At 46.0% G+C, this 21,006-nt stretch carries 17 protein-coding genes; 12 read left to right on the top strand and 5 right to left on the bottom strand.

Annotation, left to right across the window (positions count from 1 at the left end; genetic code table 11):
• Positions 1 to 103: 103 nt before the first annotated feature.
• The 3 genes from V7051_RS09860 to V7051_RS09850 form a co-directional block, all read right to left on the bottom strand.
• Positions 104 to 466, bottom strand: a complete 363-nt coding sequence (locus tag V7051_RS09860) for a flagellin (protein WP_333874730.1) — start codon at positions 464 to 466, stop codon at positions 104 to 106.
• Positions 467 to 739: 273 nt separating this feature from the next.
• Positions 740 to 2,494 carry a flagellar hook-length control protein FliK gene (gene fliK, locus V7051_RS09855; RefSeq protein WP_333874731.1) on the bottom strand — a complete coding sequence of 585 codons (1,755 nt, stop codon included), beginning with the start codon at positions 2,492 to 2,494 and terminating at the stop codon, positions 740 to 742.
• Between the two features lie 11 nt (positions 2,495 to 2,505).
• Positions 2,506 to 3,387 (bottom strand): HDOD domain-containing protein, encoded by an 882-nt coding sequence (locus tag V7051_RS09850; RefSeq protein WP_333874732.1) that lies wholly within the window; start codon positions 3,385 to 3,387, stop codon positions 2,506 to 2,508.
• Positions 3,388 to 3,483: 96 nt separating this feature from the next.
• Here V7051_RS09850 and prmB point away from each other — a divergent pair, with 96 nt between their 5' ends.
• From prmB to V7051_RS09790, 12 genes are all read left to right on the top strand, one after another.
• The gene (gene prmB / locus V7051_RS09845) at positions 3,484 to 4,416 is read left to right on the top strand and encodes a 50S ribosomal protein L3 N(5)-glutamine methyltransferase (RefSeq protein WP_333874733.1); all 933 of its coding nucleotides are present in this window, start codon (positions 3,484 to 3,486) and stop codon (positions 4,414 to 4,416) included.
• Between the two features lie 2 nt (positions 4,417 to 4,418).
• Positions 4,419 to 5,507, top strand: a complete 1,089-nt coding sequence (aroC, locus tag V7051_RS09840; protein WP_333874734.1) for a chorismate synthase — start codon at positions 4,419 to 4,421, stop codon at positions 5,505 to 5,507.
• 115 nt (positions 5,508 to 5,622) lie between these two features.
• Positions 5,623 to 6,801 carry an MFS transporter gene (locus tag V7051_RS09835; RefSeq protein ID WP_333874735.1) on the top strand — a complete coding sequence of 393 codons (1,179 nt, stop codon included), beginning with the start codon at positions 5,623 to 5,625 and terminating at the stop codon, positions 6,799 to 6,801.
• A 114-nt stretch (positions 6,802 to 6,915) separates the two neighbouring features.
• Positions 6,916 to 7,530, top strand: coding sequence for a MotA/TolQ/ExbB proton channel family protein (locus V7051_RS09830; protein WP_333874736.1), 615 nt, complete (start codon positions 6,916 to 6,918; stop codon positions 7,528 to 7,530).
• Positions 7,530 to 7,961 (top strand): ExbD/TolR family protein, encoded by a 432-nt coding sequence (locus tag V7051_RS09825; protein WP_333874737.1) that lies wholly within the window; start codon positions 7,530 to 7,532, stop codon positions 7,959 to 7,961. The genes V7051_RS09830 and V7051_RS09825 overlap by 1 nt, the downstream gene beginning before the upstream one ends.
• 2 nt (positions 7,962 to 7,963) lie before the next feature.
• Entirely contained in the window at positions 7,964 to 8,983 is a 1,020-nt protein-coding gene (gene lpxK, locus V7051_RS09820; protein WP_333874738.1) for a tetraacyldisaccharide 4'-kinase, read from the top strand.
• A gap of 60 nt (positions 8,984 to 9,043) precedes the next feature.
• Positions 9,044 to 10,180 carry a DNA phosphorothioation system sulfurtransferase DndC gene (gene dndC / locus V7051_RS09815; RefSeq protein WP_333874739.1) on the top strand — a complete coding sequence of 379 codons (1,137 nt, stop codon included), beginning with the start codon at positions 9,044 to 9,046 and terminating at the stop codon, positions 10,178 to 10,180.
• Positions 10,177 to 10,389, top strand: coding sequence for a hypothetical protein (locus tag V7051_RS09810; protein WP_333874740.1), 213 nt, complete (start codon positions 10,177 to 10,179; stop codon positions 10,387 to 10,389). The genes dndC and V7051_RS09810 overlap by 4 nt, the downstream gene beginning before the upstream one ends.
• Positions 10,390 to 12,408 carry a DNA sulfur modification protein DndD gene (gene dndD / locus V7051_RS09805; RefSeq protein ID WP_333874741.1) on the top strand — a complete coding sequence of 673 codons (2,019 nt, stop codon included), beginning with the start codon at positions 10,390 to 10,392 and terminating at the stop codon, positions 12,406 to 12,408. It abuts the gene before it with no gap.
• Positions 12,408 to 13,913, top strand: a complete 1,506-nt coding sequence (locus V7051_RS09800; RefSeq protein ID WP_333874742.1) for an FtsK/SpoIIIE domain-containing protein — start codon at positions 12,408 to 12,410, stop codon at positions 13,911 to 13,913. Before dndD ends, V7051_RS09800 begins: the two co-directional genes overlap by 1 nt.
• 12 nt (positions 13,914 to 13,925) lie before the next feature.
• Positions 13,926 to 15,101 (top strand): AAA family ATPase, encoded by a 1,176-nt coding sequence (locus tag V7051_RS09795; RefSeq protein WP_333874743.1) that lies wholly within the window; start codon positions 13,926 to 13,928, stop codon positions 15,099 to 15,101.
• Positions 15,088 to 15,951, top strand: a complete 864-nt coding sequence (locus tag V7051_RS09790; protein WP_333874744.1) for a hypothetical protein — start codon at positions 15,088 to 15,090, stop codon at positions 15,949 to 15,951. The genes V7051_RS09795 and V7051_RS09790 overlap by 14 nt, the downstream gene beginning before the upstream one ends.
• Before the next feature lie 144 nt (positions 15,952 to 16,095).
• On the opposite strand, the gene V7051_RS09785 is transcribed toward V7051_RS09790, so the two are convergent.
• The gene (locus tag V7051_RS09785) at positions 16,096 to 19,941 is read right to left on the bottom strand and encodes an EAL domain-containing protein (RefSeq protein ID WP_333874745.1); all 3,846 of its coding nucleotides are present in this window, start codon (positions 19,939 to 19,941) and stop codon (positions 16,096 to 16,098) included.
• 38 nt (positions 19,942 to 19,979) lie between these two features.
• Positions 19,980 to 20,984, bottom strand: a complete 1,005-nt coding sequence (locus V7051_RS09780) for an ABC transporter substrate-binding protein (RefSeq protein WP_333874746.1) — start codon at positions 20,982 to 20,984, stop codon at positions 19,980 to 19,982.
• Positions 20,985 to 21,006: the final 22 nt, after the last annotated feature.

Below are 21,006 nucleotides of genomic sequence, written 5' to 3'. Positions count from 1 at the left end.
TTACTGTATTAGCTGATATTTTTTTATCGAATAGTAAAATTGTTGGGTTAACAGTTTGATCGTTAACCCAACGCCCATGAAGATGTTCTCATCAAAGACACGATTATCTTAAAAGAGCCAATACATCGTGCGATGATTGATTGGCTTGAGCCAGCATGGCGGTCAGCGGATATTGTGTGAATTGCATCCGCGACAGTTTGGCCGATTGTTGTGCAAAACCTTCATCCCGGATACGACCGAGAGTAGCGGCCATGTTTTCAACCGAAGACTGCAAATTGCCGGTTACAGCCGGGGCAAAGGTATTTTGATAAGCACCCGCGCTGCTGACGTTGATGGTGTCAATGGAGGTACCTGTCGTCGTCAATGCAGCTGTCGCGCTAGTTACAGTAGAAAGTCTAGCTTGATTATTATTCAAGTTATTTTGGGCGTTCAGGGCAAATGAATTGGTATTGACGGTTAGTGACATGATGGCTCTCCAATATGATTTATTTAATACTTGCTCGTGGATTGAATTGTTACGTTGCAATAACTAAAGCGAAGTACGTGCCAATTGAAAATAAACCTTAATAATAAGTATGTTAGTCGATATGCTTGGGCTTTAATTTGCTTTATGTCATAAGATTGACGTTGCAAAATGGCAAGAGATTATCAGCTGCGCTTAGTGTCAATAAATAGTCAAGATTGGCCGTAGCTAAATCCGTAGTCATGTCGCTTGGCTTGGATTTAACCCGGACAATATCTACGCTTTATCATCAAACAGTTTTTTTCCGGCCAGTTGCTGGGGATGTGCGGACTGCGTTTTTTGCGTGCCGTCGTGGGCGTCCATATGCCCCGTTTTTAATCCTGAATCTTCAAGTTGAGTTTTCAGGTAATCAAGGTTGTGTTTGATGAGCTCGGTCGTTTGCGTGTTTTGGCTTTTGAAAAAGGTATTGACCACATCGTTCCGGTAGGAAACGATGCAATGAATCGTCCCCAACGCCGGGGGCGTAATAGTGATATTAACCGACCAGTCGCTGCTGCCGGATTGTTGTTTGTTTTCCTTGTCTTGCTGTACCTCAATCCTGACCGATTCCGCCTGCTGCCGGTCAATAAAAGGAATATCGATAATCCATAGCTGTTTTGGGCTGTCTTCCTTAGGCAGGGAGGTCAATTGATCCAGCACTAGCTTGGCAACGGTATTTTCGGTTTTATGTTGCAGGTTCTTGAGCAAGTCAAGATCGACTTGATTTAGCGGCTGTTCGCTTTGGGCGATTTCCTGCTTTAACGCTTGAATAAACTTAAGCAAATTACCTTTAAAATCCTCGGCAATAAAGCCGGTATCGCTTAAAGCGCCCGCTTTACTTGTGTTATCTCCCGTATTCGGTGGATTTAACTTTGAAGATATTAATTCGACGTCAGGAACCGGCTTCGAATTAGCCATCGTTTGTTCGGGAACGGAACTAGTAGTCGATGGCTGTTTTTGCGTCAGGTTTTGTAATATTTCAGCGGCAATACGTTGTAATGACTGGGGCACGCTTTCATTTCTTATCAGCTGGGGCAACTCTTTAATTAATTCGACTTGGGACAGCGCAGGCGGCAACTTGGCCTCAAGGAACAATCCCGAATTGGTAATGGCTTGTTTAAGGCCCTGGCTAGTAATCAACTGTTCTTTGGGCGGCAGGTTCTGGACTATTTTTGCGGCAATATCTTTCAGGGCTTGAGGAACGCTTTCGTTTTTCATCAGCTGCGGCAAATCTTTTATCAGTTGATTCAAGAAGATTGGCGAAGCTTCATGCCTGGGCAGGAACTGCTTTATAAATTCAGCTACTTTGGCTTCAGGAATGCTATTGGCGGCAGGAATAATCTTAAATTCGGGCACGGCTCCCGTTTTAACGATTTCCAGGTTCAGGTTTTGGCCGACTTTTAAATCCGATGGTGCGTTGGTTAGTTGAGACCGATCAATAGTGATCAGGACGGCTTGTTTATTCCCGGCGTCCGTTGTCGATGGATTAACGACTTGCAGCTGGATTTTATTACCGGCGATGTTGATTATTTTTGCGTCTAATGGCTGCTGTGTCGTCTGCGATGCGGGAGAAGTTCCGCCTTGTTTTTCAGTGACTTGGGGTTGTATCGGGCTTGCTGGACTATTGGTCGTCGGCCGCATCAGTTCCTTACCGACTGCAACCGTTACACCGTCCCTGACGGTTGGAATTAGCTTTAAGCGCAATTCAGCGGCTTGGTTTAACAGATCAAGAACTTTAAATTCGACGACAGGAGCGACTTGAGTGACCTGAATCTTTAAATCCTGTCCGGCGTTTAGCGCAATCGGTTGGTTGCTTTGTACGGTGACATCTTTGCCGCCCAAGGATAAGGTGATGGCATTTTTTGTTGCCTGTATATCGGCGTTGATCACTTTTACATCCAGCTGTTGACCGGCTTTCAGGTTTAAAGTATTTTCCAACAACCGGCTGGAGGCCAGCAGGGATTGGGCGTTTATTGGCGAGTTAATGTCCATTGCACGCTACGTTAAGCCAACATTTGTTGAATATGCTCGATTTCACTTTTGGCGGTATCCAGTATGTTAATCGTGTCGTTTGCATCCAAATGTCCGGCTAGTTTTTTATAAGCGGGCAGGTCATCGATTTTAGGTATTTTTTTAATATCAATTTTGCCGATAAAGCTATACAGCTGCGAGATCATTACTATGTCCGCATAGCTGGATGGATTGCGATTGTCACGAAACCAGTTCTCGGCATTAATCACCACATCTTCAAAATCATCGGGAAAATCCCATTTGCGCATAATTTGCACGCCAATGTCAGCGCGCAATTTCCTAACCGTTTCTACAAGATCTTTAGGATGACCAATAATATCAGGATGGTTATCGGCATAAGTCAAAATGGGCACAATGCCAATATCATGCACTAATCCGGCCAACATAGCCCGGTCCGGGTCAAAGCCAGGGATTTTATGGGCAAAGACCGCGCTGATGGATGCAATGTAACTGCTGTGCGCCCATAACTCCGCCATTTTTTGACGAATAACAGGGGACTTGGCGTTAAATACCGACTTCATCGCAAACGCGGTAATAATATCTTGAGCCCCTTTCAAGCCCAGCCGGGTCAGCGCTTCGGGACAGCTTTCAATTTTTTTTCGACCCGAATATAAAGCGCTGTTGGAGATTTGAATCAGTTTGGCTGTAATTGACGGATCAATTTGCACGACTCGCGCTATTGAAGAGACATTCGAGTTATCCGCATTAATTGCACGGCGGATTTTGAAAGAGACATCGGGGATAGTCGGCAACGCCAGGTCATCGGATTGCAGATGCCGGTAACACTCGGTTAAAAGCTTGTTTTTAGCCAAACTTGCGCTGATATTGCTAAGGTTGTGGTTGGTTTGGCTCATGTTGTGTCTGTTTAATATTCAAACAAGCTAGCAAAGTTTAGTTTAAAATCTACCGCTTAGTCGAACCGTATTGCAGCTATCTTACTTTGTACAGCAATGAAAACAACGCCATCTGAAGTTTTAACAACTTTATCAACTATTCGTGATTATATTCGCTGGGCCGCCAGCCGTTTTACCGAGGCCAAAGTGAGTTTCGGCCATGGTACGGCAACTGCGCTGGATGAAGCGGCGGCCTTGGTTTTACATACTATTCATCAGCCCTATAATCTGGCCGATGCCTATCTGCAAAGCGTTTTAACGCTGACTGAACGCCAGGCAGTGATCGATATGATCGACAGACGTATCAACGAACGCATACCAGCCGCTTATTTGACGCATGAAGCCATTTTTGCCGGCCTGTCATTTTATGTCGACGAGCGAGTGCTGGTACCGAGATCGCCGATTGCCGAATTAATCGAACAACGTTTTGCGCCCTGGGTCGATGAGGAACAGGTCACCCGCATTCTGGATTTATGTACCGGCAGCGCCTGCATCGCCATAGCTTGCGCTTATGCATTTGCCGATGCTTACGTCGATGCAGTGGACTTATCGGCTGATGCGCTTGCCGTGGCGGAGCTGAACGTTGCCAAACATCAGTTGGATGATGCGGTGACCCTTTACCAATCGGATTTGTTTAAAGAATTGCCCGATACTCGCTACGACATCATCGTCAGTAATCCGCCTTATGTATGTCTTGAAGAATGGGAGCAATTACCCGCAGAATTCCGCGCCGAGCCCGATATGGGCTTTAAAGGCGGGCACACAGGACTGGATATTGTGTTGCGCATTCTGGTCGATGCCGACCGGTATCTGGCAGAGCAGGGGATTTTGGTTGTGGAAGTAGGCAGTAGCGCCGAAACATTGCAGAATACATTCCCCGATGTGCCTTTTTACTGGCTGAGCTTTGAACGCGGCGGTGACGGCGTGTTTTTGCTGACGGCTGAACAGGTTAGTCAATATAACGAATTATTTTTAGCGGCTTTAGATTAGATATGTCTGGAAACTCAATAGGAAAATTATTTACCGTTACCTCGTTTGGCGAAAGCCACGGCCCTGCGATAGGTTGCATCGTCGATGGCTGCCCTCCGGGCATGGCCTTGACCGAGGCCGATTTACAAGCAGACTTGGACCGCAGGAAACCCGGCACTTCACGCCATACCACCCAGCGCCGTGAAGCCGATGAAGTCAAAATCCTGTCCGGCGTGTTTGAGGGCAAAACCACCGGTACGTCGATTGGGCTGTTAATTGAAAACACCGATCAACGCTCCAAAGACTATTCCAAGATTGCCGATACTTTTAGACCCGGTCATGCGGATTATACCTATCAGCATAAGTACGGTATCCGGGATTATCGTGGAGGAGGACGCTCATCGGCTCGCGAAACGGCGATGCGCGTTGCAGCGGGCGGCATCGCCAAAAAATACCTGAAGGAACAGGCGGGCATAGAAATACGCGGTTATTTATCGCAGTTGGGGCCGATAAAAATCGAAAAAGTCGATTGGGCTATTATCGATAGCAATCCTTTTTTCTGTCCTGATGCGGATAAAGTTGCCGAAATGGAAACTTATATGGATGCGTTGCGCAAGGAAGGCGAGTCCATCGGCGCACGAATTGAAGTCGTGGCGACTAATGTCCCGCCGGGGTTGGGCGAGCCTGTTTTTGACCGGCTTGATGCCGATTTGGCTCATGCTTTAATGAGTATTAATGCAGTAAAAGGCGTGGAAATCGGTGACGGCTTCGATTGCATCAACACCAAAGGCACGCGGTTTCGCGATGAAATTACACCGGACGGTTTTTTAAGTAATCATGCCGGTGGTATTTTAGGCGGGATTTCCAGCGGCCAGCACATAGCTGCAAGTATTGCGCTAAAGCCGACCTCCAGCTTGCGGCTGCCGGGCAGAAGTATCAACCTGCAAGGCGAAGCTATCGATGTGGTTACCGAAGGCCGCCACGATCCCTGCGTGGGCATCCGCGCAACGCCGATTGCCGAAGCGATGATGGCAATAGTCATTATGGATCACTTATTGCGGCATCGGGCTCAGAATATCGATGTTCAATCGGGATTGCCGATCTTGCGGTGATTTCTCGTTCCCATGCGGGACGTGTTGCGTCCCAAGTCTGTACTGGTTGCGTTTCCCGGCGTGACTCGTGGAGGCCTTAACTACATTCTCACGCAGCTCGTGGGAATGAGCGAAGATGAACAATCCAATGTCTATCCCTTACTGGCGACTATCGAGTTTTTATTTCTTTTATTTTGCAATAGTAGGCGCTTTTATTCCTTACTGGGGCCTCTATTTAAAAGAAAGTGGTTTTAATCCCATTCAAATCGGCGAACTTTTTGCGCTGTTAGGCGGTACAAGAATTCTTGCACCCATGCTATGCGGCTGGATTGCCGATCATACCGGGAAAAACTTGCGTATTATCCGCATCACCTCTTTTTTAACCGCTTTATTATTTTCCGGTTTTTTATTTGTTCACGGATATTCCTGGTTTGCCTGGATAACAATCGCCTTTGGCTTTTTTTGGAACTCCACTTTGCCGCAATTCGAAGCGGTAACCTTATACCATTTAAAAGATCAGGCGCATCGTTATAGCAGGGTAAGACTATGGGGTTCCATCGGTTTTATTGTTGCGGTGCTGGGCGTAGGCAGACTGTTGGATAATCCATCGCCGGCGCTGCTGCTTCCTGCCGTAATTACCGCATTGATGACTGTAATCTGGCTGGTCAGCTTAATAACACCGGCTACTCAGGCGAGCAATCACGAGACTGCCGCGATCGGCATCATGCAAATCCTGAAAAAGCCGGAAGTGGTGGCGTTTTTGGTGGCTAATATGCTGCTGCAACTTGCCCACGCACCTTACTACGTCTTTTATTCGATCTATTTAAAGCACTATCAGTACTCGGCAAGCCTGACCGGATTCCTTTGGGCGCTGGCTGTTTTTGCCGAGATTATTCTGTTTATTTACATGCGCCGTATATTAAAGCGTTTTTTCCTAAGGACGATTTTATTGTTCAGCAGCCTGTTGTCGATAGTTCGCTGGTTAATGATTGGCTGGTGTGTCGATTATTTTTGGCTGCTGATTTTTGCCCAATTATTACATGCGGCAACGTTTGCCGGGGTTCATGTCGCCGCCATTCACTTGGTTCATCACTATTTCGGCGACCGGCATCAGGGTAAAGGCCAAGCGCTTTACGCCAGTTTAAGTTTTGGTCTGGGTGGAATGCTGGGCAGTTACTACAGCGGTTATTATTGGGAGTTATTGGGCGCGGAATTCGTTTATTCAATGGCGGCAGCATTTTGTAGTATTGCTTTTGTGATCGTCTATATCTGGGTTGGGCGGGAAAGTTCTCAATACAGGGCCGTCTTAGGTTAAAATATGCTCAACGCACTTCAGAATTCGGCATCTTTATCTTTCCGGCCGACAAGAGTGCAAACACTTAAAGTATCGGGTTACGTTAACCCACACAGCAATTTTTTGGGAAATAATGTGTTTGAAATTATAAAAAGCGGCGGCTGGATGATGCTGCCGATCGTACTCTGTTCCATTACTGCGATGGCTATTATTGCGGAACGTTTTTGGTCCTTACGCAGGAAAAAGATTTTGCCGCCTGAGCTTGTTGCGCAGGTATGGCGATTATCCCGCGAAAGCAAGCTGGACGATGCTACCTTGCGCCAATTGAAAAATAGCTCGCCTCTTGGCTGTATTTTGGCTGCCGGTCTTGCCAATAGTCATCACGGCAGGAAGTTTATGAAGGAATGTATTGAAGAAACCGGCCGCAGGGTTGTTCATGACCTGGAACGCTTTCTTAATACCTTGGGTACTATTGCCGCAGTCAGCCCATTGCTGGGTTTATTAGGCACCGTATTCGGCATGATCGATATTTTCGCCTCACTTTTGCAACATGGCGCAGGCAACCCGGCTGTTTTGGCTGGCGGTATTTCGGTAGCGCTGATTACTACGGCGTCGGGTTTGACCGTGGCTATCCCCAGTTTGGTTTTTCATCGCTATTTTGAAAGACTGGTAGACGAATATGTGGTCACCATGGAAGAGGAAGCATTAAAACTGGTTGATATTTTGCACGAAGACCGGAAAGCGTCCTGATGAAGTTTCAACGTAAAAAAAGGGAGAATGTCGATATTACGTTGATCTCGATGATCGACGTGCTTTTTGTGTTGCTGCTTTTTTTCATGGTTTCTACCAGTTTTACTCAACACACGGAAGTCAATATCAAGCTTCCCGAAGCAGAAGGCACCGCGGCCGAGGAGCATCCTAAAACTGTCTCCTTGTTTATCAATGCGGACGGCATTTATTCCTTACTTGGTGATGACGGCCAGCCTCATCAATTAATCAGTCAAAACAGGGCTGGCTTAAAACAGGAATTGAGCAAACTTGCGGAAAATTCGAAGGATGTCCCTTTTATAATCAATGCCGATGACAAAACGCCAAACAAAGCGGTCATGACTGCACTGGATATTGCCGGTCAGGTGGGATTCAGCCATATCACCTTTGCGACATTGCATCCGACCGAATAACCATGAAAAAAACCTTATCCCGATGGCTGCTGGACGTCTGGTACAAAGACCCGTTTATTGGCGTATGGCTTATGCCGCTGGGTTTTTTATTCAGTGATTTCGTTAAATTCAGGAAGTTTTTGTACCGCATCGGCGTGTTAAAAAAACATACCCTGCCGGTTCCGGTCATCGTGATAGGCAACATTACCGTAGGCGGCACCGGCAAAACACCGTTGATTATCCGGTTGGCCGAGTTGCTTAAAAGTGAAGGTATTAAGCCCGGCATTATCAGCAGAGGTTACGGCGGTCAAGCCGAATCATGGCCGCAATGGGTCGATGCAAACAGCACGGCGGAACAGGTCGGGGATGAAGCCCTGTTGATCGCCAAACAAACCGGTTGTCCAATGGCCGTAGGCCCATTGCGGGTGGCTGCCGCAAAACTGCTGCTTGAAAAGTCGGAGTGCGATGTCATTTTGTCCGACGACGGCCTGCAACATTACGCACTGAACAGGGATATTGAAATTGCCGTAATTGACGGCGAGAGGCGTTTCGGCAACAGCTATTGCCTACCGGCCGGGCCGCTCCGCGAACCGATAGAAAGATTGCAAAGCGTTGATTTTATCGTCGTCAATGGAGAGAAAACGGAAGACAACGAGATCACAATGCAAATTACCGGAAATACTGCGGTCAATTTGGTTACCGGAGAACAAAAGCCATTGCAGGAATTTACCGCAACCGCTTGTCATGCTTTGGCGGGCATAGGCAATCCCGACCGGTTTTTTAAATTGCTGGAGTCAGCCGGTTTGACCTGTAAAACGCACAGCTTTCCGGATCATTTTAAATTCCAGCGGAGCGACATCTCATTTTCAGACTCCGAACCGGTATTAATGACCGAAAAAGATGCAGTAAAGTGCATGACATTTGCAAGCGAACAGCATTGGTATGTTCCGGTAAAAGCCGTTCCTGAATCAGGTTTTGCAGAGCAATTATTAAAGTTGTTGCGAGAAAATCTAAGCAGTAAAACAAAAAGATGTACTGATTAGCCTAGCTGGTAAAATGTTATATGGCGCTTTAAAACGTAATTAAACTGAGTCGTGAATCATATGAGTCAAACAATAGTAAAGGATCAAGAAATACTCGCTGATACTTACTTAACCGAAACAAGAGCTATTCTGAGAGATAATTTCCTTGCGGATAATCGCCCTTGGGTTGTCGCTTATTCAGGTGGAAAAGATTCTACACTCGTCTTGCAGCTAGTTTATGAAATGCTGCTGTCATTAACGCCAGAACAACAAAAACCTGTCCATATCATTTCTTCGGATACTCGAGTTGAAGCACCGAACATAGAAGAATATTTACAAAATAGCCTGATGCAACTTGAGCAACACGCTCGAACCTCCAGTCTGGATTTATCGGTGCATTTGGTTAAGCCGGAAATCGAAGACAGTTTTTGGTCTTTGATTATCGGCAAAGGCTATCCGCCGCCAAACCGCTGGTTTCGCTGGTGTACGACTAAATTAAAAATCAGGCCGGTCAGAAAAGTAATTGATGAGATTACATCGGAGCATGGCAGCGTTATTTTATTGATAGGTACACGTAAAGCCGAAAGCAGCAACCGCTCCCGACAGATTGAAAACCGTCAATACAACAGCAGAGGGCTTAACCAGCATACCGAGATTCCCAATGCCTTGGTTTTGCAACCTATTGTGCATTGGACAACAGACGAGGTTTGGGAATATCTCTTTACGCATAATCCAGCGCCGTGGAATTTTGATCACGACAGGATGTTGGAACTCTATCGGCAGGCGAATAGCGGCGAATGTCCGGTTATCACAGATTTGGATACGCCTTCATGCGGTGGGAGCCGTTTCGGTTGCTGGACGTGTACTGTCGTAAAGGAGGATAAATCAATGAAAGGATTCATTGAAACCGGGGATGAATGGATGGAACCTTTATATGACTTTCGGTTATGGCTCAGAGATTTGCATGGTCAAGAGGAGTTAAGAAATCAATATCGACGCAATGATCAGCCTGGACTGGGGCCTTTTAATTCTGAGGCCAGGAAAATGATTCTTGAGAAACTATTAAAAACCGAGCAGGAAGTTGGCAAACAATTGATTAGTAATAAGGAAATTCTTCATATTCAGGATATTTGGACTAACGAGTTCGATATTATGCATTCAGCTTTAAGAATTGCTTATAAATATAATCGTAAACCGAAGGAAGTTATTGCTGCATGAGCACAGAGACGATTAGTCAGTTTATTGAACGTAGTTTATATGAATTAGCGGCCCAGCCTGAGTATCGCATTCCTACCGCAATCATTCCCCAAATTGCACACTTGGTAGAAAAATACCCTAATATTGATGCCAATGGTTCAAAAGCCGCATTAAGTGAAGATCTTACTCTCCTTATTGAAAATGTTAGGAAGCAAGGAGCATTAGACTAAATGTATTTTAAATCATTGACGATTACCAACTTGTTTTCCTATTACGATGCCTGCTCTTTTGATTTCACTCCTACTGAAGATGACAATCGTAATATTGTGATTATTCAAGGTCGAAACGGACATGGTAAAACCAGTTTTCTTAATAGCGCAAAAATGTTATTTCTTGGAGTTTCTGACGAAGAAATTCGCCGTACTGCACAACGCAAACGAATACCAACAGCCAAACAATATGTTTGCGGTATTGAAAATGAACTTTGGGGTATTTTGAATCAACAAGCTCGGCAAGATGGTATTACTTCTTGCGGTATTAAAGCTGTTTGGGAATCAGACGAAGGCGAAGTCATAGCCAGTAGAACATGGGATATTGATTTTAGAAAACGAGATTATAAAGAAATAGTTAGCGTCATAACGCCATTTCAAGGTGAATTAATTGATAAAGAAGCCAATGAGTATCTGGATCGCTGCTTACCAAAAGCTTATATTCCATTTTTCTTTTTTGATGGTGAAGAAGTTCAAGAGTTAGCAGAAGCCAATGATAACGATGTCATAAAAAAAATGGAGTTGTTACTCAATATAAAGCCCTTGGAAAATATACAAGATGTACTCAAGGAATTGCGTCGAAACTGGAATCGCGGGGCGATGAGTTCGGAAAAAAAACTTGAACTGACAGAAAAAGAAAATCAAAAACGCATTAAAGAACAAGAAACCGCTATTCTTGAGCAAAAAATATTAGCGCATAACGCTGATATTGTAGAAATTGAAGATTATTTGACGGATATAAGTCGTAAATTGCGCTTATTGCGGGGGGTGCCTGAGCAGGAAAGCGAAATCAATATAAAATCGCAAATCCAGGCCAAAAATGAGCAACTACAACAGCGCATGAGAGAAATAGCGGATGCCTTTCAGCGCGATGCTTTTTTACGGGTTACCCCTGATTTGCTGGGAAAAACACTCAAAATAACCGAGTCATTATTACAAAAAGAAAGTGGTACTCAGCTTGAGTTGCTCGATAGTTTAAAGTTGGAATTGCCCGAGATATTCTCAAAGCCGCCCTACCCAAGCCCCAGGCTAGAGCAATCACAGGCCTTTTTTTATCAACAAAGGATTGTGCGCGTATTAGAAAGTTATGCCATCACTGAAAACGAAGAAACCGCTTTTCATGTCGATGGCAGTAGAGCTAGGCAATTATCAAGATTGCTGTCGATTTATCAGCAAATCAACAAACCGCATCAGGTGTTGCAAAATAAGCTAATTGAAACTCGCGAGTTAAGTCAGGCGATACAGAAATTGGAACAGCAATTAAAAGATGCCGGCGATATGTCTAACAAACACCGTGCTGAATTATCGAATCTAATGGACGAAGAAGAGAAGCATAAAGAAAGGTTGCTTGATTTGAAAGATAGGCTTCGTGCCGCAGATTCTCAAAAACAAACTATCGATAGAGATTGCAGTCGACTGGAAAATGAAATAAATGACTTGGAGAGTGCTGTTCGCCAAGCGGGTGAAATGGAACGCCAATTAAATTTTACCGAGCGGCTTCGAGCAGCATTAAATGAAGTCAAAGAACGGTTAAAACGACAAAAACGGGCTGAATTGGAGGAAAGCTACAACCGGCATTTAAGGCAATTGCTGGATTCCAATAGTTTGATCGATCAGGTAAAAATTAATGACCATTTTGAGATCAGCTATATCGATGCTTCAGGCAATACGATAGGCATGAGTACAGTGTCTGCTGGCATGAAGCAATTATCAGCAACTGCCATGTTATGGGGATTAAAAGAAGTTTCAGCACGTGAATTGCCTATTATCATTGATACCCCGATGGGGCGTATTGATCGTCAACATCAGGATAATTTGCTGCAACTGTATTATCCTAAAATAGGTCGGCAAGTCATTTTATTACCGACCGACTCAGAGCTGGATGAACGTAAACATGCACTATTGAAGCCTTTTATTTATCGGGAATATCATCTGTCAAATGAAACCGGTAAGAAAACGCATATTGAAAGGGTAGTTTAATGGCTGATATTTTTACCAGTAAAACCGATGAATTAATTATTGACCAAGTTTTACAGTATGGATTCTCATCTGCAAAAGCCCCGAAATATACGGTATTGCGGCTTGCATTGGCAAAGTCCATGCGCATATCAACTGAACCTGATGAGTCATTCGATAAAATTGATGAAAAAGGCTCTGAATATACTTTTCCGGTTTTGACCGGGAAAAATTATAGTGAGGACATGGATGGCATTCGGGATTTTGATGATGCAATTTGTGCTTTATTAAGTGCTTATCATAACGAAGATTTATTCAGCAATCTAAAACGGTATCGAACTTTATTACAAAGACATATTCGCCGAGGTTTGTATGAAATAAAAACCAGCTGGAATCGCAGCCACGATTTTATCGTTTACTTACAGGAAGAATTGTTTGCAGGTTTAGACCTTGGTTCGAACCAACAAGCATCATCAACAGATATAGACGTTATCTTGGTTGATGCTTTGAAGGAAATCGGCGTTTTGGCAGAAATAAAAAACAAAATACAAGGACCGCGCATTGATCGCTACTTTCTGTATTTACCTAATATTCAGCATTTTGACCAATTAAAGCGAGGATTGGAGAAACTTGCATTTAGGCTGGGTTTACAACAGGAAGGGGTATTTATTCATTCCACCAGCGAGCCAAAAGTAGTTTCTATGGATATTCCAAGATCCCGACAAAATTGGAAGACAATAAATGCTAGTCAACTACCGAAATGGGCTGAGCAAGAAAAAGGTAATGATCGTTTGGCTGTTTGGCTGGGTGAAGATGTATTAGGGAAACCGTTTGCTTTTGACCTTGTTGATACGCCGCATTTGTTGATCGCTGGTACGACAGGTAGCGGTAAAAGCATCAGCCTGCATGCTATTTTGTTATCTTTGTTGTGGACTCAATCTACAGAAAATTTGCAACTTGCGTTATGTGATCCGAAACAGGTTGAGCTGGCTCATTATGAAAATATACCGCATTTATATGGAAAAGGTGTGGTTCACCTGATTACTGATGTGATGGAGCTTTTGGAAAAATTAGTTGATGAAATGGAACGCCGAAATCAATTGTTACGGGAAGCAGGCGTCAGCAATCTGACCGAGGCATTACAGCAACGCAAATTACAATTACCGCGTATTGTTGTGGTCATTGAAGAGTTGGCTGATTTAATGATGCAATCCCGTGAATTGGAAACACCTCTGGTTCGCCTTGCTCAAAAAGCCCGTTCAACAGGTATTCATTTGATTCTAGCGACACAGCGACCTGATTCAGTGACATTCAGCGGTTTGTTAAGGACCAATATACCCAGCAGAATTGCTTTACGTGTACAAAAAAATACTGAATCCCGGATTATTTTGGATGAAATGGGCGCGGAACAGTTATTAGGTTCCGGTGATATGCTGGTCAAAATTCCTCAGGTTTCAACGAATGCTATTCGTGTACATGGGGCTTACATTTCGCAGGATGATATTAAATTGTGCCTACGTAATTTATAAAAGGAGCTGCAAATGGAAAACGACTTGTTAATCTATGAATTTCGTCCGCTATATCTACTTTTGGATCGTATCGGCCCCTTTCAAGATGAACCTTACGAAATTGATTTTACTGATAAGGAACATCGGCCCTGCAATTTTTTCTTGATGGTATCGAAGAATGGTTCGGGTAAAACAACGGTTTTGGATACTATGTCCTGCTTACTTGGCTTATTGGGACAATCCGAACCTAAACAATACGGCTTGGAAGATTTAGACAAGGGTGAAGGCCGTGCCCAACTTGATGTAAAACTTCGCGTGTATTGGCAAGGTCGTGATCATAATATTGTTTTATCTATTTTGGGCGGTAATTTAAGCAGTGATTTGTCACTAAAAGTATGGAGTGATGAGCAATTGCAAGCTCATGGTACAACTCATTGGCATCGCATGGGATTTATGGGGAGACAAAGCGGGTTGCCATTAAAACCTTTATCTAGCCATAAAGCGGATGATTTTATTGCCGATTTATTGGTTGTTTTGCAATCCAATATTGGCGTTCCGCCGAGTGGTTTTGGCGAAACAGCTTTTTCTTATCCTACTGCGCTTAATTTTTCTGCATACCGGGATATACCGCAAATCATAGAATCACGAGCAATTACTCAGCCACATTATTGGGGTTATAACCCTATACATTGCTTTTCAGCCCATAATGAAACCTGGATTTATTCTTTGGATAGCCTTTTGGTATGGTTGAAATGGCTGGATGATGGACGTTTTGAAAAAGCTCGTGATTTTATTAATAAACATGTTTTTGAAAGTACAAGTAAGTTTTTAAAAGATGTGCATCGGCCTACTTTGGAAGCCATCGTGCATACCGGAGGCAATGAACCAAAGGAGCATCGCCTTGACCGTTTAAGCAGCGGTGAAAAAAACCTGATGCAGTTGTTTTTGCGTATCGGTGCTCACCAGACTAAAAATACTATTTTGCTCATTGATGAATTCGATGTGCATTTACATATCCGCTGGCAGTATCGATTGTTTTATGCCTTAAAAGCATTGGCAGCCAGTGAGGATGCAAACTTTACCGTGATAGCAACTACTCATTCGACCGAAATACTGGAAACGTTTGTTGCAGGTTTGGATGTTGATGAAGACGGTTTAATAAAAGGCGGACACTTGATTAAAAAGGGAATGGTCAATGATGATGAGTAATGGCAGCTTTAAAAACATCGGCAAAGAGGCGATAGTTCCGGAATCTACCGATGGCATTAAAATTTATCTGGAGTCCACTGATGATCAATATATTTTAAGAAATTGGTTTTCTACGTTTAATTTCTATGACAAGTTGAGTTTTGAATCGGTTTCTGAAACGCGTGGTGACGGAGGTTGCCGGTTAGTTTTGAAAAAAGTTGAGAATTCACAATTAAAGGCTTTTGGTATTGTCGATAGAGATATTCTTTTGGCGGATCCTAATTTTAAGAATTCGTTGTGGTGGGAAATTGATGATGAGGTTTTTTTATCACAAAAGCCTTACGGAGAGAAAATTTTTGTATTACCTCGCTGGGAATTAGAAAACTATTTATTCCATCCTCAGGCTTTAGCATCTTTAGTTGCAGACAAACGGCTTAATACTATGACTTCGGCGGCTGATATTGCCAAGTTATTATGTGATCATGAAGATGACATGGTGGCTATTACACTTTTATCAACTATTTCCCCTAAACGAGTTGGTGAACAAGTTTTACGGGATAAATCGGGTGAAGGATTATCGGAGGCAATACTAAAACAACTGTTAATTCAAGCGGATGTCTTAGAGTCAGAACAGATAAAAATTAAGTGTTTCGCTGAAAACAAACAAGATCCCATCGAGCGGTGGCAAAGATTAAGTCGATTGCTGGATGGCAAAAGAATCATGCACAGAATAGATGATTTGCTTTTTTCAGGTAAAGTTAAACTGGAATCCGAACGTGGTGCCTTAGCTGGACATATCGCTAAGCACAAGCCATTAATTGATTCTGCATTAACTAATTGGCTTAAGGATATTTATCAATCAACTGCGTGAGTTGAAAAAACGTTTTTTATAGACTGGAAATGGATATTTCGCTTGTTCAATATGAATCATAGTTGCCCGTAAATACGCCAGTGCACCGATAAACAGGCAAACCATTGAGCTGAAAAAGTAAACAACACGCTGAGCGAACCGGTGTTAGTTTTTTAGAGTCAATGTTTCTAACTGTTCAAGTAAAGCATCGCGCAGGCTATGAAGTTCGCCCAGCTTCGACAGCGCCTCCAGATTCTGGCCCCGCATCTGAAGTTCACACAGTTCCGCTGCCTGCATATGTATCTGACGATGCAATGGCTCGATGATTTCAAAAGCCGGCTGCGTTGCAGGGTTTTCGGCATTCAACCACATGCCGAAGCGGCACTGCCGGGGATCCAGCGGCGGTGCAACGTCGCGTTCGCCTTTGATGTAGTCTTCGATGGCTGTAACCCAGGCGCGGTGGTCAACGGCGGCATGAAGCACCGATAAATTGTCGCGGCCGAGTAAAGACAGATTGCGCCAGGCCGGAGCGGGTTGCCAGGTAGTGACCCAGCCGGGTAAATCGTGTGCGGGCATAGGATGGGCGATGCCGTAGCCTTGGGCTAATTCGCAGCCGAGTTGCAGCAGTATTTCGCCGTGCGCCACCGTCTCCACGCCTTCGGCGATAACATCTCGACAGAAAGCGGTAGCTAAGCCCAGTATACCCTGCACAATGGCTAAATCATCCGGGTCGTCGAGCATGTCGCGCACAAAGCTTTGATCGATCTTGAGTTGAGTGACCGGCAGACGCTTCAGGTAGGTCAGCGAAGAATACCCGGTGCCAAAATCATCCAACGCAAAATTCACTCCGAGCTTCCGGCAGGCGTCGATCACTTGAGAGACTTGGACCAAATCTTCCAGAGCGCTGGTTTCCAGCACTTCCATTTCCAGGTCCCCCGGTTTGACTTTCGGATGAGCCGCCAGCAAAGTGCTCAACCGGTCGATGAAGTTCGCCTGTTGCAGTTGGAGGGCGCCGACATTAACGCTCACCGGAATATTCAGTCCGGCTGAAAGCCACTGTTCTATCTGGGCTAAAGCCGTATCAATCACCCATTCTCCCAATTCAATGGATAACGGATGATCCTCGATTACCGGTAAGAACAGGGCTGGCGGTAATAGACCTTTTTCAGGATGCTGCCAGCGAATCAGTGCTTCGGCGCCAATGACAGTACCTGTACGCATGTTCACTTTGGGCTGGTAATACAGTACGAATTCGCGTTCTATCAAGGCATGACGGATATACTCCAGACTTTCGTGGTAACCACGGACGTTGCGGTCCTGTTCGGCATCGAAGACATGATAACGGTTCTTGCCCGCCACCTTAGCCTGATACATGGCTTGATCGGCTTGGCGTAGCAGTTGATCCGCATCCACGTCTTCCGCCTGCGGATAGAAGGTAACGCCGAGGCTGGCCGAGACCTGGAGAATGAGGTCGTCGACATGCACCGGTTGGGCGGCCGCAGTAAGCAGGCGGCCGAGCATCGGCACGCTGGTTTCGATGTCGGGCAAGTCGAGCAGTACAGCGACGAACTCGTCGCCACCCAGACGGGCGAGCGTATCGCCTTCGCGTAAGGCCTGCTTCATACGGTTGGCTACAGACATCAGCAATTGGTCGCCGGCTTCATGCCCATGGCTATCGTTGACGGCTTTGAAACCATCAAGGTCGAGAAAAGCGACCGCCAGCCGTTGCCCGTGCCGCTGCGCCTGAGTCATGGCTTGCCGCAGGCGGTCGGCCAGCAGTACACGGTTGGGCAGATGAGTCAGTGCGTCGTAATGAGCGATATGTTCGAGCTGCTTTTCGTGCTCCTTCAGCGAGGTAATGTCGGAAAACAGCGCCACATAATGCTGGGTGTTGTCTTGGCCATCGCACACAGCGCTGATAGTGAGCATCAATGCATACACTTCTCCATTCTTGCGCCGGTTCCAGACTTCACCGTACCAATGGCCGTTCCTGATCAGATCGCTCCATAGGGTGGTATAAAAATCCTTTCCCTGAAATCCTGAGCTGAGCAGGCGTGGGGTCTGGCCAATGACCTCGTCTCGGTTGTAGCCGGTGATATTGATGAAGGTGTCATTGACATCGATGATCGTGCCGTCCGCAGCGGTGATCATGATGCCTTCACGGGCATGAGTGAATACTCTGGCCGCCAACTGGAGTTTTTCTTCGACTTGTTTACGCTCGGTAATATCTTGGATGGTTCCGTGCATTTTCAACGGCTGTCCCTGGGCATCGAAGTCCAGCTTGCCGAGTCCGTGTACCCAGCGCTCGGCTTTGTCGTTGTGACGGATAATGCGGTATTCCTTATCGAACATCTTGTGTCGGCCAAGCACTTCATTACTAAAAAACGCTTCCATCATGGCCCGGTCGGCGGGATGAATCAGGTCCGCCCAGCCCTCCACAGTGCGTTGATAGGCCGGGTCTATGCCGAGCAGCTTATCAAGCACATCCGAACTATCCCACCATCCTTTGGCAATATCCAGGACATAACTGCCCAAGCCGGCAATGAGCTGCGATTCTTTGAGGGATTCTTCGCTTTTGCGCAATCGGTCTTCGGCTTGTTTGCGCTCGGTGATGTCGGTCGAAATTCCGCACAATGCATAGATTTCTCCGCTTTCATCGCGTAACGGAAGCTTAACCGTCAAATAAGTCGAACTAAGCCCATCTTTGAGATTAAGATTGGTTTCTTCGGTTTTTAATGTTTTTCCGTTCTTTAGAACTTGATAATCATTGATACGCAGTTTCGCAACGGTCTTGGCATCGAAGAATCTTTCATCATCCTGTCCTACGACTTCGTCCATCGACATGCCGAATAATTCGCGCACCGGGCGGTTGGCAAACAGGTAACGACATTCGGTGTCTTTGAGGTAAATATGGGAATCAACGCTTTCCAGAATCTCGAAATGCTTGCGTTCGGTTTCCTGCAACTGCTGCTTTTGCAACAGCACGACGCGGTGCGCGATCTCCAGTTTCCGTTTCGTCAAAAGCAGATAAAAACCGAGCAGCAAGATGAATCCGCCGGCAAGTAGAGTGCCCGTCATTTGCCGACGATAGCGGATCAAAACATCTTGGAGGGTAAACATCGGCGTTGCATCGAAAGGCGGCAAACGCAGTTCTTTTAGCAGGTCGGCTATAGGCGTGTAATCGGCGGGCACGGCGAAACCGTATATATTCATCGCCCGCGTGACGGCCGTATTTTCTTCAAGCAGGAAAAGTGCTGCAGCGACATGTCTGGCGAGATTTTCGTCAATGTGCGGTAAAGAGGCAAACGGCCATTCCGGATAGAGCTGGGTGGAAACCAGCATCGGGAAATCAGGCAGATTCTGGCGATTGAGAATCTTGAACTGAGCCGTAGTATCCAGTTTGCCTTCGCGCACCATGCCTTCCAGTACACCGGTGCGCACAAAACCGGCATCGGCACGACCGCTCAAGACCGTCTCGACAACATTGTCATGAGGCATGCCGGTGATGATCAGCTTGCCGCCTTGAGGTAGACTGATTCCCGCTCTTTGCAGTTCATAGGCCTGCATTTGATAGCCGCCGAGAGAGTCTGTGCTGGTGACTGCGATGGTTTTTTCCTCGATGTCGCTCAACATGTTGATATTGGCTTGTCCTGCCCGACTGAAAATAACGCCGCCGAATACCGTGGTTGGCCTACCGCTGTCATCAACTGCCAAGGTGGCGAGCGGCGCAGACAATCCGCTACGCCTAGTCAGCAGCACATAATGGCCGGGGTTGGTCAGTACGAAATCGACTTGACGGCTGGCAACGGCAAGGTCCAATTCAGGGAAGGTGAACGCTTCTACCACGAAATCGCGTTCGGGCATGGCCTGTTTCAAAACGACAGCCAGCGGCTGCCATTGTGCAAGGGTTTGCGGTTTGGGGCGAAAGGCGAGTACACCGATCCTGATTGGTTCCGCAGCATAGACCGGTAGCAGCGTTATACTTACCAAGCAAACTAACAGTATCAGCACGCGGATGAGTCGGTTTGTACGGATCAATCTATTTACGCTCAATTGGTCATAAAATCGGTGGGTAAAAAATCAGCGCATATTAATGACTTAAGCGTGTCATCTTGCTTGAGCGATCCACTCCTGACCATGATGCTCGACAATTTACGTGCACTGGCCAGCAATTCCGGTGCTGATCCGTACAGCCAGCGGTAATTGTTAGCAGCATCAGGCAGCACCAAGCCTTTAAGGGCAGTCAGCACATTTGCCGCGGGTAGGCCAAGACGTGTAGACATGCGATAGGCGGCGTCTTGCGGGTTGCGATTCAGATAGTCCAGGGTGTAAAAATGGGTAGCAATCAGGTGCCGAATAGCGTTGGCGTGACGAAAACCGAGCGCATCGCTACGAATTGCCAGCACATCAACGATGGTATTGGGAATCTGCCGGCTATCGAACAGTTTGATGCCGTCTTGGGCCAGCAATTGACTGGCCACCGGTTCATAAGTGGTAATGGCGTCAACTTGGTTGCTGTTCCAGGCATTGCGATGCTTGTCGATATCGATTGTTACCAGCTTGACGTCTTCTTTACTCAGTCCGGCAGTCCGCAAAGCCTCAGTTAACAGCAATTCACCGACAGTCCCTTGTTCAAAGCCGATGCGTCGGCCTTTGAGGTCAGCAAGTTGCTTGATGCCGGAACGAGCAATCAGCATATCTGCGCCGGTTGAAATATCAAAGATCATTACCACAGAGACCGGCAGGCCTGTCGCTCGCGCTTTCAACACTTCATCCAGGGTCAGTGCGGCTCCCTGAACATTGCCATCGGTTAGTGCTTGCAAGGAGCCTGTAGCTGAAGCCATCTTAACCAGATGCACCTGTTGTGCATTCAACCAGCCTTTATCGCGCGCAAGAAACATCGGCTCATAGCCGGGCCAGACAAGTGTAGCGATGGATACGGGCTGGTCGAGCCATTCGCATCCTGGGGTCTGTGCGAGTGCCAAACCACCTAGCAAGGTAATGAATTGCCGACGGGATATTATTGGTAGCTTTTTTTCCAGCGAACCAACCATTTTTAAGCCTTATATGATAATT

The sequence above is a fragment of the Methylobacter sp. genome (assembly GCF_036845245.1).
Classification (GTDB): Bacteria; Pseudomonadota; Gammaproteobacteria; order Methylococcales; family Methylomonadaceae; genus Methylobacter_A.
This window is presented reverse-complemented; position numbering and strand designations above follow the sequence as displayed.

Coding starts and splice junctions, on each gene's coding strand:
- V7051_RS09825 (WP_333874737.1), top strand. CDS start 7,530: ATGAAGTTTCAACGTAAAAAAAGGGAGAATGTCGATATTACGTTGATC.
- lpxK (WP_333874738.1), top strand. CDS start 7,964: ATGAAAAAAACCTTATCCCGATGGCTGCTGGACGTCTGGTACAAAGAC.
- dndC (WP_333874739.1), top strand. CDS start 9,044: ATGAGTCAAACAATAGTAAAGGATCAAGAAATACTCGCTGATACTTAC.
- V7051_RS09835 (WP_333874735.1), top strand. CDS start 5,623: ATGAACAATCCAATGTCTATCCCTTACTGGCGACTATCGAGTTTTTAT.
- V7051_RS09860 (WP_333874730.1), bottom strand. CDS start 466: ATGTCACTAACCGTCAATACCAATTCATTTGCCCTGAACGCCCAAAAT.
- V7051_RS09810 (WP_333874740.1), top strand. CDS start 10,177: ATGAGCACAGAGACGATTAGTCAGTTTATTGAACGTAGTTTATATGAA.
- fliK (WP_333874731.1), bottom strand. CDS start 2,494: ATGGACATTAACTCGCCAATAAACGCCCAATCCCTGCTGGCCTCCAGC.
- V7051_RS09790 (WP_333874744.1), top strand. CDS start 15,088: ATGATGATGAGTAATGGCAGCTTTAAAAACATCGGCAAAGAGGCGATA.
- dndD (WP_333874741.1), top strand. CDS start 10,390: ATGTATTTTAAATCATTGACGATTACCAACTTGTTTTCCTATTACGAT.
- prmB (WP_333874733.1), top strand. CDS start 3,484: ATGAAAACAACGCCATCTGAAGTTTTAACAACTTTATCAACTATTCGT.
- V7051_RS09850 (WP_333874732.1), bottom strand. CDS start 3,387: ATGAGCCAAACCAACCACAACCTTAGCAATATCAGCGCAAGTTTGGCT.
- V7051_RS09795 (WP_333874743.1), top strand. CDS start 13,926: ATGGAAAACGACTTGTTAATCTATGAATTTCGTCCGCTATATCTACTT.
- V7051_RS09800 (WP_333874742.1), top strand. CDS start 12,408: ATGGCTGATATTTTTACCAGTAAAACCGATGAATTAATTATTGACCAA.
- aroC (WP_333874734.1), top strand. CDS start 4,419: ATGTCTGGAAACTCAATAGGAAAATTATTTACCGTTACCTCGTTTGGC.
- V7051_RS09780 (WP_333874746.1), bottom strand. CDS start 20,984: ATGGTTGGTTCGCTGGAAAAAAAGCTACCAATAATATCCCGTCGGCAA.